The sequence below is a fragment of the uncultured Sphingomonas sp. genome, from assembly GCF_964244265.1.
In the GTDB taxonomy this organism is placed as follows: Bacteria; Pseudomonadota; Alphaproteobacteria; order Sphingomonadales; family Sphingomonadaceae; genus Sphingomonas.
This window is the reverse complement of the sequence record NZ_CAXTHV010000050.1, coordinates 1-11730: the sequence shown is the minus strand read 5'-3', so window position 1 is coordinate 11730 and position 11730 is coordinate 1. Positions and strand designations below refer to the sequence as shown.

Sequence of the window (11730 nt, the reverse complement as noted above, 5' to 3'; positions counted from 1 at the left end):
CTGTTCGCCAAGCGCGGCGTCAAGCTCGACCGCACCTACCAGCTCAACACCGGCGGCAACACCGACTTCCTCAACATGTCGAACCACCGCCGGCTGGCGTCGAAGAAGATCAGCAAGACGGAAGCGGTTCAATCCGTCGCCGCCGAACGGCTGGAGGACGAGAACGTCCATATCGGCCCGTCGGACTATGTGCCGTGGCAGAACGACAACAAGGTCTGCTTCCTGCGCATGGAGGGCTCGATGTTCGGCGGCGTGCCGATGAATCTCGAACTGCGCCTGTCGGTCGAGGATTCGCCCAACTCGGCGGGCGTCGCGATCGACATGATCCGCTGTGCCAAGATCGCGCGCGACCGCGGCATCCACGGCGTGATCGATCCCGCCAGCGCTTATTTCTGCAAGCACCCGCGCACGCAGATGACCGACGACCTGGCCTATGAGGCGGTCGAGCAGTTCATCCACGAAGCCGCGTGAGATGATCCACACCGCCGTCCTGCTCGCCGCGGGCGAGGGCAGCCGGCTGCGCGGCTCGGCACCGATCAAGCCGCTGTGCCCGGTCGCCGGGCGACCCTTGATCGACCATGCGCTTACCGGCCTCGCGACGGCGGGGATTCGGCGCGCGGTGGTAGTCGTCGGCTACGAACGCGCGACGATCGAGCGCTACCTGGCGTCGCGGCGCTGGCCGCTGGCGGTCGAGACGGTCACGACCGACCACCGCCTGCCCAATGGCGTCTCCGCCCGCGCCGCAGCTGCGGCGGTCGGCAACGAGCAGGCGCTGCTGGCGATGTGCGACCATCTGGTCGAGCCCACCCTCTACGCCCGCGTCGCCGCGGCCGGCGCGGGTGACGGCCTGACGTTGGGCATCGACCGGCGGCTCGACCATCCCTGGGTCGATCCCGAGGACGTCACGCGCGTCTTGACCGAGGGCGACCGCATCGTCGCGCTCGGCAAGGGCATGGCGGCGTACGACGCGCACGACACCGGCGTCTTCGCTGTCGGCCCGGCGCTGTTCGCGGCGCTGGCGGCATTGAAGGACCCGTCGCTGACGGAGGGCGTGCGCATCCTAGCGGCGAAGGGCCGGGCGCGGGTGGTGGATTGTTCGGACCTCGACTGGATCGACGTCGACGACGCTCCAGCGCTCGCCAGCGCGGAAACCTGGCTGGCGAGGAGGGTGGCGGCGTAAATCTCCCCTCCTCTTCAGAGGAGGGGTCGGGGGAGGAGAGCCTGCTAGCCTGACAGCGTCCTCCTCACCTCTTCGCCGAGCCTTCGGTTCGTCTCTCTCTCTCTTCTCCTCTGAAGAGGAGAGGAGGCTATACCCGCAGCAACGTCGTATCCCCAGCCTCTACCTCGAACATCGCCACCGTCCGCTCCGTGAACTCCCGCGCCATCACCGTCGACACCGCGCGATACGCCGCCCGTGCGACGTTGGGCGTCAGCGTCAGCAGGACATACCCCTTCGCACGCTGATCGCAGAACAGCACCTCGTCGTTCGCATCCGCCAGCATCTGCCCGACCGGCACGTCGGGCATGACGTCGCCGATCGAGAGGCTGGTGATCGCCGTCGCCCCCAGCTCCGCCGCCACGGGCACGCCGCCCGCATCCGCCAGTTGGTTGGCCCAGAAGGCATGGCTGTCCCCCGACAGCACCAACGGTCGCGAGCTCGCACGACGAAAGCTGGCATAGAGCCGTTCGCGCGCGGCCGGGTAGCCGTCCCAGCTATCCAGCCCGAACGGCAGCCCCGCCGCGTAGCTCGCCTGCGCGGCCTCGACATTGGGCCGATAGACCGGGGCGACCCTGGCGGGATCGACGACCACGCCCCGCACCCGCGCCATCACCACCTGATTGCCCAGCACCTGCCACGGCCGCCCCGCCCCGACCGAGGCGGCAAGCTCGCCCTCCAGCCAGCGGCGCTGCGCCTCGCCCAGCATCTCGCGGCGCGGATCCGCCCGCGTCTTGAGCGCGGCGGCCAGGAACGCGGCGTCGACCTTGGTCCCAATCTCGGTCTGCTCGCTGCGCGCCAGCAGCCGGGTCTCGACCATCGCCAGCGTGGCGAGGTCGCCGAACTGGAAGCTTCGGTTGATCGCTTCCCATGGCCTGCCCAGCACGGGATCGCGGATCGGCATCCATTCGAAATAGGCCTGCATCGCCGCCGCCTTGCGTGCCGCCCAGCTTCCCTCGCTCGCCGGCTGGTGGTTTTCCGCGCCGCCGGTCCAGCTGTCGTTGGCGGTCTCGTGATCGTCCCACACCGCGATCATCGCGGCGCGGGCGTGACAGGCCTGGAGGTCCGCGTCCGCTTTGTAGCAGGCATGGCGGCGGCGATAGTCGGCGAGCGTCACGATCTCGTGCGGCGGGTCGACGAGTCGCCCGATCTTCTTGCCGATCGAGCCGCCATAGCCGTCCATGCCGTATTCGTAGATATAGTCGCCGAGGTGGACGACCGCGTCGACGCGGGGCAGCGCGGCGATGGCGCGATAGGCGTTGAAGAAGCCGCCGGTGTAGAGCGCGCAACTTACTACCGCGAACACGACGTCTGCCGTGGCGCCGACCGGCAGCGTGCGGAAGCGGCCTTCGGGCGAGCGCCGGCCGCCGGCCTCGAACCAATAGCGGTAGTCGCGGCCGGGCCTGAGCGTGCGGGGCTCGACCTTGACCGTCCAGTCGCGACTCGGGCGGGCCTGGGCCTGGCCGGTCGCGACCATACGGTCGCCATCCGCTACGTGCCAGCTCACCGGCACCGGCGCGGCATGACGCGCGGCCGCCGGCGTGACCCGGGTCCACAATACAGCACCGCGTGACGACGGATCGCCGCTCGCCACGCCGTGCGCGAACGCGATGGCGGGTGCCGGCGGCGGCGCGGCAGCCTCGGCGGGGAGCGCGACGCCCGCGCCGATCAGCCCCAGCAACGAACGGCGATCGATGGTCATGGCCCTCTCCCCTGTCATCGGCCTTTACGTGGGCCCCGCCACCCGCAACAAGGCGCTTCGCATGACGGGAGAATGACGATGCGCCTTTGGTTCGGTCTGGCCGCGAGCACCGCGCTGGTCGCCTCTCTCGCCACGGCGCAGGTGACGCCGGCGCCCAAGGATGCGGCGGTCCGTGCCGAGGCGGCGGGCGACGTGCCCGACAAGTTCACGCCGCCGGTGGGGGAACGCGATTACGACAAGCGCGTCGTCATGCTGCCGATGCGCGATGGGACGAAGCTCTACACCGTCATCGTCGTCCCCAAGGGCGCGGTGAACGCGCCGATTGTCCTCACCCGCACTCCCTACAATGCCAAGGCGCGGGCGAGCCGCGCCGACAGCCCGTCGATGCTCGCGACGCTGCCGCTCGCCGACGAAATCTTCGTGAAGGCAGGCTACATCCGCGTCTATCAGGACGTGCGCGGCAAATACGGGTCGGAGGGCGATTACGTCGTCACCCGGCCGGTGATCGGCCCGCTCAACGCGACCAAGGTCGACCACGTCACCGACGCCTATGACATGATCGACTGGCTGGTGAACAAGGCCAATCTGCCCGAGTCGAACGGCAAGGTCGGAATGATCGGCTCGTCCTACGAAGGCTTCACCGTCGTCATGGCGCTGCTGAAGCCGCACCCGGCGCTCAAGGTCGCCGCGCCGGAAAGCCCGATGATCGACGGCTGGATGGGCGACGACTGGTTCCACTATGGCGCGTTCCGCCTCGCCAACATCGCCTGGCTCGGCGGCCAGACCGGCTACAAGGGCGAGGGCAAGGCGCCCTCGACCGGCGGCTGGGACGATTACGACAATTTCCGCGACATCGGTTCGGCGGGGGCCTGGGCGCAGAAGTCCGGCTACGACCAGCTCCCTTATTGGAACCGGATGTCGAAGCACCCGGCCTATGACGACTTCTGGCAGGGCCAGGATCTCGTTCGCCTGTTGCAGGCCAATCCCTCCAACGTGCCGACGCTCTGGGAGCAGGGCTTGTGGGACCAGGAGGATATGTGGGGCGCGATCCACTCGTGGGAAGCGCTCAAGGCCAAAGGCAAGCTCGGCAACAACTTCCTCGTCATGGGCCCGTGGCGGCACAGCCAGATCAACCGCGAGGGGCGAAGCCTCGGCCCGTTCCAGTGGAACGGCGACACCGCCGCGCAATTCCGCGAGGAGATGGTGCTGCCGCTGTTCAATCAGTATCTGAAGGACGGCCCGCCGGTAGCGCTGCCGGCGGCGGCGATCTACAACACCGCCGAGAACCATTGGGACCGCTTCGCCGACTGGCCGCTGGCCTGCGAGGAGGGTTGCAAGGCGGGGCTGACGCCGATCTATCTTCAGGCAGGCGGCGGGCTGGCCTTTGCCAAGGCGGCCACCGGCGGCGACAGCTATGTGTCGGACCCGGCCAAGCCGGTCCCGCACCTGCCACGCCCGGTCAATTTCGGCGACGGGCGCTGGGGCGACTGGCTCGTGCAGGACCAGCGCTTCGCCGACGGACGGTCCGACGTGCTGAGCTACCAGACGCCGGTGCTGACCAAAGCGGTGCGCGTGTCGGGGCCGCCGATCGCCGACCTGTGGGCGAAGACGACGGGGACCGACGGCGACTTCGTCGTCAAGGTGATCGACGTCTATCCGACCGAGAACGCGACCGACCCGAAGATGGGCGGCTATCAGCTCGCGGTCAGCCTCGACATCTTCCGCGGCCGCTACCGCAAGGACGCCGCCCGGCCCTCCCCCATCCCGGCGGGGCAGGCGCAGGAATATAGGTTCCGGCTGCCGGCGGTGAACCACGTCTTCCAGCCGGGCCACCGGATCATGGTGCAGGTCCAGTCGACCTTGTTCCCGCTCTACGACCGCAACCCGCAGACCTATGTGCCCAACATCTTCTTCGCCAAGCCGGCGGACTACAAGGCGCAGACGGTGACGCTGCTGCGCGGCGGGGCGACGGCCAGCTCGGTGCTGCTGCCGATGGTCAGCGCGCCGTGAACAGCGCCTTGGGGATGACGACGTGGACGCCCTTGTTGCGGTCGACCAGCTCGGTGATCTCGACGTCGCCGCCGACGCTGAGGAGCATATAGGCGTCGTCGCGGGTCATGCCCTTGGCGGCGACGAGGAAGTCGACCGCGTTGCGTAGCCCCTTGCGGGTGGCGTTGGACAGGTCGTCGTCGAAGCCCATCGCGATATACGCCGTCGGCGTCTCCGCGCGGGGATAGGACGTCGCCTGCCCCTTGTGCAGGACGAACTGGAAGGTGCCGACGAGTGAGGTTTCGAGCGCGGTGATGTCGACCTCACCATTGCCCTGCGCGGCGTGGCCGTCGCCCGCCTGAAACAATGCGCCCGGCGCGTGGACGGGCAGGTATAGGATCGTCCCGGCGACCAGCGCCTTGTCGTCCATGTTGCCGCCGTTGATCGTGGGCGGCGCCGAATCGTAGCGGCCGAACGAGGGCGGCGGGGCGACGCCCATGCTGCCGAAGAAGGGGTGGAGCGGGACGGCGACGCCGGGACCGAACTTCGCGATCATCGCGCTGCGGTCGAGCGGCACGATCTTCACGCGGGCATAGGGGAAGTCGTCGGTCAGGAAGCCCGCGCCGTAGCGGAAGGCGTTGTACGCATAGGGGATGGCGAGGTCGATCTTGAGGATGCGAACCTCGAGCGTGTCGCCGGGCATCGCGCCCTCGATCGCGATCGGGCCGGTGAGGATGTGACCGCCGGGGCCGCGCGCGCCGGCGGGGACGCCGTCATAGACGGCGCGCAGCTCCGGCTCGACGTCCGCGGGGGCGACGCCGGCGCGCTCGAGCCCGGTCGGGCTGTTGGTCAGAAGCGTGTGCATGACGACGGTGTCCCCGGACCTGATCGTCAGGACGGGCCTGTCGGTCGCGTCGTAATGGCCCCAGGCGACGGTCTGCGGCGTCGCCTTGAGCTCGTAACGCTCGGCGGCGGCGGGGGTCGCGAGGAGCAAGGCCGCGGCAAAAGTCACAAAAGTCGCGCCCTCTCGCGTGCGTGCGCGAGAGGAATTGACAAGTTGAGGAAGTTGAGGATGTCCGCGAGTCTTGCGAGTGGGCTGGTATGTCATGCAGACAATGTGACAGGTTCCCGGTTTGTAGGACAGCCTTTCGCTTCGTCATGCCGGCCTTGTGCCGGCATCCACCCCGGTCCCGGGCGAGCCGCTCAACAGCACAGCGGCAACCTCCGGCCTCCGGTGGATGCCGGCACGAGGCCGGCATGACGGGGGTCAATACGCCAGCGCGCAGCCGTCGGCGCGCATTTCGCTGGCGGCAGCGTAGACGCGGTCCCGGCCGTCGAGCCGGTGCTCGATACATTCGTAGCGGCCGAAACCGCCGTCGGGCGCGCCGATCGTCCAGCCGAGGTCGGCCAGCGCCTGACGCGTCGCGGCGGGGACGCCGCTTTCCAGCCGGAGCAGCCCGGTCGGACCCATGCCGGGCGCATCCTCGCCCATCGACTGCGACGAGCCTTCGTGATGCCAGCGCGGCGAGTCCCCCGCCGCCTGCACCTCCAGCCCGAAGTCGACGCGGTTGGTGACGATCTGCGCCTGGCCTTGCGGCTGCATGTCGCCGCCCATCACGCCGAAGCTCATCCACGGCTGGCCGCCCTTCGTGGCGAAGCCGGGAATGATCGTCTGGAACGGCCGCTTGCCGGGCGCGAAGATGTTGGGGTGGCCGTCCTCCAACGAAAAGAGCTGGCCGCGATCCTGGAACATGAAGCCGAGCCCGTCGGCGACCAGCCCGGAGCCCATGCCACGAAAGTTGGACTGGATCATCGATACCATCATGCCGCTGCTGTCGGCGGCGGTGAAATAGGTGGTGTCGCCCTTCGCCGGCGCCTGGCCGGGATAGACGGGTGTCAGGATGCGATCGGCGCGGATCAATCCGGCGCGCTTGGCGGCATAGTCCTTGGAGATCAGCCATTCGACCGGCACCTTGCCGAAATGCGGGTCGGCGTAGAAGCGGCCGCGGTCCTCGTACGCCAGCCGCTTCGCCTCGACGCTCCAATGGATGCCGCGCGGCGACTGGAACCCCTCTCCCGCCAGATCGAACCGCTCCATCATGTTGAGCATCTGGAGCGTCGCGATGCCCTGCGTGTTCGCGCCGAGCGCGTGGACGGTGACGCCACGATAGTCGGTGGCATAAGGCTCGACCCATTCGCCGTGGTGCGCGGCCAGATCGGCGCGCGTCATCCAGCCGCCGATGCGCTTGAAATAGCGCTCGATCGTATCGGCGATCGGGCCGGCGTAGAAGGCGTCGCGTCCGCCCGTGGCGATCAGGCGATAGGTGCGCGCGAGATCGGAGTTGCGGAACACCTGGCCCGGCAGCGGCCCCTTGCCGTCGGCGAGGCCATAGGTGCGTATCGCGTTGACGGTCTCCTCGACGCCCGCGCCCGGCCGCTGGAAGCCGGCGAGGTTGCCGCGGATGTAGCGCGCGATGATGTCCGGCACCGGCGCGCCGTTCTCGGCGAGCGCGATGGCGGGGGCCAGCACGTCGGCCCAGGGCAGCCTGCCGTAGCGCCGGTGGAGCATCCACCACGCGTCGACCGCGCCGGGCACGCTGACGCTGACCGCGCCGAGCGGCGGCAGCGCACCGTTCCTGGCGCGGGCGCGCGCGGTCTCCAGCGTCAGCGCGCGCGGGCTGCCGCCCGAGCCGGCGAGGCCGACGACCTTGCCGAGCTTCGGGTCCCACAGCATCACGAAGCAATCGCCGCCGATGCCGCTCGACGTCGGTTCGAGGAAGCCGAGGCAGGCGTTGATCGCGATCGCGGCATCGACCGCCGAGCCGCCGCGCTTGAGCGTCTCGATGCCGACCTGCGTCGCGATCGGATGCGCCGTGCCCGCCGCGCCGTTCAGGCCATAAGCGGCGGTGCGCGAGGCGAAGCTCGCGCCGAAGGGACGGTCGCCGGCGTGGACGTCGGGGCGGACGAAGCGGGCGTCGCCATCGGCCCAGCGCCTGGGGACGGCGTCGGGCTGGGGTGGTGCGCCGCCCTGCGCGCCGCCCTGCCCCGGGCCGTTCCGCGCCAGGACAGGCGCGGCGAGCGCGGCGGCGGGGATCGAGGCGAGGAAGGTGCGACGGCGCAAGGCGGGTGCTCCCGGTTGGACGGCGCGAGTGTCGCCGGTCGGGAGGGAAGCGGCAACCGCTAAATCCATACCCGGTCGTAGCGCTGTCCGAGCGACGTCAGCAGCTCGTATTGCGACATGCCCGATGCCGCGGCGGCGGCGGGCAGATCGAGGTCGATCGCGACGCCCTCGCCTTCGGTCAGTTCCGGCGCGGCGGAGACGTCGACCGCGACGAGGTCCATCGACACCCGGCCGATCACCGGCAGCCGCGCGTCACCGGCCCAGGCCTGCCCCCGATCGGAAAAGCCGCGAAAATAACCGTCGGCATAGCCGATGTTGAGGATCGCGACCTCGGTGTCGGCGGGCGCGGTCCAGGTGGCGTTGTAGCCGACCGTCTCCCCCGCCCTCACCCGTCGGCGCTGGAGGACCTGCGCCGCCGGGCGCACCACCGGGCGGATCACGCCCGCCAGCTCGGCGCGGGGGACGCCGCCGTACAGCGCCAGCCCCGGGCGGGTCAGGTCGAACCGGTAATCACTCCCGAGGGCCACGCCCGCCGAATTGGCGAGGCTCCGCCGCGTTGCCGTCACCGCGCCCGCCACCGCTGCGAACAGGTCGCGCTGGCGGCGGTTCATGGCCGCATCCTCGTCGGCGCAGGCGAGGTGGCTCATCAGCGTGTCGATCGTCAGGCCGTCGAGCAGCCCCTCGCGCACTTCGTCGGGCGCGACGCCGAGCCGGTTCATGCCGGTGTCGACCATCACGTCGCACGGGCCGCCGCCCGCCGCCTTCCAGCGCGCGACCTGCGTCGCGGTGCTGAGCACCGGCCGGGCGGGGCCGGCGAGCGCGGCGGCCATATCCTCCTCGCGCACGCCGTGGAGCACCGACACGGGCAGGCCGAAGGGCGGCAGGTCCGCCGCCTCCGCCCAGGTCGCGACATAGAATTGCCGGCACCCCGCCGTGGCGAGCCGCGCGACGACCTGCGCCGCGCCGAGGCCATAGCCATCGGCCTTCACCGCCGCGCCGCATTGCGCGGCCCCGCTGAGCCGGTCGAGCGCGCGCCAGTTATCGGCGAGCGCCTCTGCGTCGAGGCGAAGGCGAAGCGGCGCGACGGTCATCGCCGCTCGCTACGCGGTGCCGGGTCCGGAGGCCAGTCTGACAGGAAAGACCCTATCGCGACTCGAATTGTTCTTGCTTTGTTCTGGTTTCGATGTATTGGTCGGAAGCGGGGGCGATCAAATGTCGACGAATCAGTTTCATCCTAAAACTCGCGTATCCGCGTTCTCGCATTGGATGAGAACGGGGTTCTGGCTGCCGGAGCAGGGTGCCGATCCGACGATCGAAGTGAAGTTCAATCCCTACCACGATCCCGCTAACGGCCAGTTCACCTTCGGGCCTGGTGGAGCGGCGGGCAGCGCCGGCATGACGCGGCCGCCGAGGGTGCCACAGCAGAAAAAGAACGACGGCAGTTGGCGCGGCGGCTTTAACGGCGGCGGCGGAGGAACGGGCGGCGGCGGTGGTGCAACCGGAACCTATCGCTCGCCTGATCCGACACCAGCGAAACCGGTCGCACATCAAAAGTTGGTTGCAAAGCCGTTACTGAAGAGGGCTGCACCGGCAGTCACGGTCCATGGCGCATCGCCGGGGCCGTCGACTCATGTCGAAAAGAACGGCTATGTTTTTGCTCTCGATGCATCGCACCGGACTCATCAAGCTATGGGAGAGTTATCGCTTGCCCCGACTGCGCCACGTTCGAAGGACAATCAGCGTCAGGCTGGCGGCACTGACCGCCGCAATACTGACGACGGCGGCCATTTCATCGCCGCCCGCTTCAACGGTCCAAGCGACGCCTTCAATCTCTTCGCGCAAAACGCCAACTTCAATCGCGGCAGGTATCGCGCGCTCGAAGACGAGTGGGCAAAGGATCTTCATGCAGGGAAGCATGTGTCGGTCGTCATTTCCGCGTCATATACGGGTGGATCGAAGCGACCGCACTCGGTCGGCGTCCGTTGGACGACCGACGGCCACTCGCAGTTTAAAATCTTCCTCAACGAGTCGGACCGGAAGTGACATGACCACTGACAAATATGATCTGCTTGGCCCCGCACTTGCCAAGGTCGGCGAAGAGGCAATGGCGATTGTCGGGGGCAAGCCCGATGCCGTGTATCTCTACGTTGAAATCGGCGAGGGCTGGGTCGGGCCCAGCCTGTTCAAGGATGAGGGCAACGCAGTTCGCTATATCGATATTGGCACTTCCGACATTTGGCGATTGTTGATTGACGCTTGGTGCATCGAACCCACCGATAAGCGCTGGACGGCGATGCATTACACGATCGAGGGTGGTAAATTCGACGCGCAATTCGAGTTTGATGATCTGGAAGGGTCCGACGAAAGCACCGATGATCGCCGCGAACGCGTCCTGCACGCCCGTTATGGCGACAAGCCCGTGATCTACCCCCCCATGCCGGCCGGCTCGATGGAGCTTCGGCCGAAACCGTAACCGCGAGCCCTCCCTAACAGTTGCCCGTCCGTCGGCCGAAGGTGTGCGTCTTCGTACTAATACGAACGCGAAAAGCGCCAGACGCTTAAAAACGCGCCGAAGGGGAAGTGAGATGATTACGGACAAGTTCGATCTGCTCGGCCCTGCTTACGCAGACATTGGCCGGGAGGCAGCGCGTTTAGCCGGCGGACAAACTAACATCTTCCTTTATGTCGAGATAGGTGATGGGTGGGTAGGACCAAGCCTGTTCAAGGACGAGGGAGCTACGCTTCGATACATCGATCCCATCACTATGGCGCTTTCCGACCTTTTGATGGACGCCTGGTGCTTGTAGCCGGCCGACAAGCGCTGGACATCGATGCAATACACGATCGATCACGGCAAGTTCGCCGCGGAGTTCGATTTCAACGACTTGGAAGAGCCGGACGAGGATGGCCACGGCCGCCGCGAACACGTCCTGCGCGCTCGTTTCGGAAACAAGCAGGTCGTCTACCCGCCCCTTTCGCTCCGTGAATTGACGCTGGAGCCGCCGGCCTGACGCCGGCCACGCGCCGCCGTTATCAGCCCACCCCACCCGCCTCCCGAAATCAGTGCGATCGCGTTCCCGCTTCGTTGCGGGTCGCGGCCTTGCTCCCCATATTGCTAGCAATGGCCATCCAGATCCGCACCAGCCTCGCCGAGCCGGAGACCGGGCCGGCCTTCGTCCCTCACCGCCCGCAGCGGCCGGAGAAGGTCGAGGGCGGCAAGGCGTTCAAGCTCGTCAGCGAATATACCCCCTCGGGCGACCAGCCGACGGCGATCGCCGAGCTGGTGGCGAGCGCGCTGGCGGGCGACAAGGACCAGGTGCTGCTCGGCGTTACCGGCTCGGGCAAGACCTTCACGATGGCAAAGGTCATCGAGGCCTTGCAGCGTCCGGCGCTGATCCTCGCACCCAACAAGATCCTTGCCGCCCAGCTCTACGGCGAGTTCAAGTCGTTCTTCCCCGAGAATGCGGTCGAATATTTCGTCAGCTATTACGACTATTACCAGCCCGAGGCCTACGTCCCCCGATCCGATACCTACATCGAGAAGGAAAGCTCGGTGAACGAGGGCATCGACCGGATGCGTCATTCGGCCACCCGCTCGCTGCTGGAGCGCGACGACGTCATCATCGTCGCGTCGGTCTCGTGTCTCTACGGCATCGGCTCGGTCGAGACCTATTCGGCGATGATCTTCGACCTCAAGAAGGG

General features: G+C 67.9%; 11 protein-coding genes and 1 pseudogene. 8 read left to right on the top strand and 4 right to left on the bottom strand.

Annotation, left to right across the window (positions count from 1 at the left end):
- Together ACFE7K_RS15065 and ACFE7K_RS15060 are read left to right on the top strand one after the other, a co-directional pair.
- Positions 1–471: pseudogene (locus ACFE7K_RS15065) on the top strand (inositol-3-phosphate synthase); the annotation flags it as partial.
- Position 472: 1 nt separating this feature from the next.
- Positions 473–1180 carry an NTP transferase domain-containing protein gene (locus ACFE7K_RS15060; protein WP_375399016.1) on the top strand — a complete coding sequence of 236 codons (708 nt, stop codon included), beginning with the start codon at positions 473–475 and terminating at the stop codon, positions 1178–1180.
- A 127-nt stretch (positions 1181–1307) separates the two neighbouring features.
- Here the strand turns inward: ACFE7K_RS15060 and ACFE7K_RS15055 are convergent, their stop codons facing one another.
- On the bottom strand, positions 1308–2918 hold the full coding sequence (locus ACFE7K_RS15055; RefSeq protein ID WP_375399015.1) for an alkaline phosphatase D family protein: 1611 nt from the start codon (positions 2916–2918) through the stop codon (positions 1308–1310).
- Between the two features lie 72 nt (positions 2919–2990).
- Here ACFE7K_RS15055 and ACFE7K_RS15050 point away from each other — a divergent pair, with 72 nt between their 5' ends.
- Positions 2991–4928, top strand: coding sequence for a CocE/NonD family hydrolase (locus ACFE7K_RS15050; RefSeq protein WP_375399014.1), 1938 nt, complete (start codon positions 2991–2993; stop codon positions 4926–4928).
- Here ACFE7K_RS15050 and ACFE7K_RS15045 read toward each other — a convergent pair.
- The 3 genes from ACFE7K_RS15045 to alr all read right to left on the bottom strand — a co-directional run bounded on the left by ACFE7K_RS15045 (position 4915) and on the right by alr (position 9119).
- On the bottom strand, positions 4915–5901 hold the full coding sequence (locus ACFE7K_RS15045) for an acetamidase/formamidase family protein (RefSeq protein WP_375399013.1): 987 nt from the start codon (positions 5899–5901) through the stop codon (positions 4915–4917). The two genes, ACFE7K_RS15050 and ACFE7K_RS15045, sit on opposite strands and share 14 nt — an antisense overlap.
- 273 nt (positions 5902–6174) lie before the next feature.
- Positions 6175–8028 (bottom strand): gamma-glutamyltransferase family protein, encoded by a 1854-nt coding sequence (locus ACFE7K_RS15040; RefSeq protein WP_375399012.1) that lies wholly within the window; start codon positions 8026–8028, stop codon positions 6175–6177.
- Positions 8029–8087: 59 nt separating this feature from the next.
- A complete protein-coding gene (alr, locus tag ACFE7K_RS15035; protein ID WP_375399011.1) occupies positions 8088–9119 on the bottom strand; it encodes an alanine racemase in 1032 nt (343 codons plus the stop codon).
- Positions 9120–9240: 121 nt separating this feature from the next.
- Here alr and ACFE7K_RS15030 point away from each other — a divergent pair, with 121 nt between their 5' ends.
- The 5 genes from ACFE7K_RS15030 to ACFE7K_RS15010 all read left to right on the top strand — a co-directional run.
- Positions 9241–10071 (top strand): DNA/RNA non-specific endonuclease, encoded by an 831-nt coding sequence (locus ACFE7K_RS15030; protein WP_375399010.1) that lies wholly within the window; start codon positions 9241–9243, stop codon positions 10069–10071.
- 1 nt (position 10072) lies between these two features.
- Positions 10073–10501: a hypothetical protein gene (locus tag ACFE7K_RS15025; RefSeq protein ID WP_375399009.1), complete on the top strand. Its 429-nt coding sequence runs from the start codon at positions 10073–10075 to the stop codon at positions 10499–10501.
- A gap of 112 nt (positions 10502–10613) precedes the next feature.
- Positions 10614–10835 carry a hypothetical protein gene (locus ACFE7K_RS15020; protein ID WP_375399008.1) on the top strand — a complete coding sequence of 74 codons (222 nt, stop codon included), beginning with the start codon at positions 10614–10616 and terminating at the stop codon, positions 10833–10835.
- A gap of 24 nt (positions 10836–10859) precedes the next feature.
- The gene (locus tag ACFE7K_RS15015; RefSeq protein WP_375399007.1) at positions 10860–11039 is read left to right on the top strand and encodes a hypothetical protein; all 180 of its coding nucleotides are present in this window, start codon (positions 10860–10862) and stop codon (positions 11037–11039) included.
- Between the two features lie 110 nt (positions 11040–11149).
- A partial coding sequence (locus ACFE7K_RS15010; protein WP_375399006.1) for a DEAD/DEAH box helicase family protein occupies positions 11150–11730 on the top strand: 581 nt, incomplete at its 3' end.

What these genes read in the sequence shown, in the direction of transcription:
- ACFE7K_RS15025 (WP_375399009.1), top strand. Translation starts at nt 10,073, where the DNA reads ATGACCACTGACAAATATGATCTGCTTGGCCCCGCACTTGCCAAGGTC.
- alr (WP_375399011.1), bottom strand. Translation starts at nt 9,119, where the DNA reads ATGACCGTCGCGCCGCTTCGCCTTCGCCTCGACGCAGAGGCGCTCGCC.
- ACFE7K_RS15030 (WP_375399010.1), top strand. Translation starts at nt 9,241, where the DNA reads ATGTCGACGAATCAGTTTCATCCTAAAACTCGCGTATCCGCGTTCTCG.
- ACFE7K_RS15060 (WP_375399016.1), top strand. Translation starts at nt 473, where the DNA reads ATGATCCACACCGCCGTCCTGCTCGCCGCGGGCGAGGGCAGCCGGCTG.
- ACFE7K_RS15015 (WP_375399007.1), top strand. Translation starts at nt 10,860, where the DNA reads ATGCAATACACGATCGATCACGGCAAGTTCGCCGCGGAGTTCGATTTC.
- ACFE7K_RS15020 (WP_375399008.1), top strand. Translation starts at nt 10,614, where the DNA reads ATGATTACGGACAAGTTCGATCTGCTCGGCCCTGCTTACGCAGACATT.
- ACFE7K_RS15055 (WP_375399015.1), bottom strand. Translation starts at nt 2,918, where the DNA reads ATGACCATCGATCGCCGTTCGTTGCTGGGGCTGATCGGCGCGGGCGTC.
- ACFE7K_RS15050 (WP_375399014.1), top strand. Translation starts at nt 2,991, where the DNA reads ATGACGATGCGCCTTTGGTTCGGTCTGGCCGCGAGCACCGCGCTGGTC.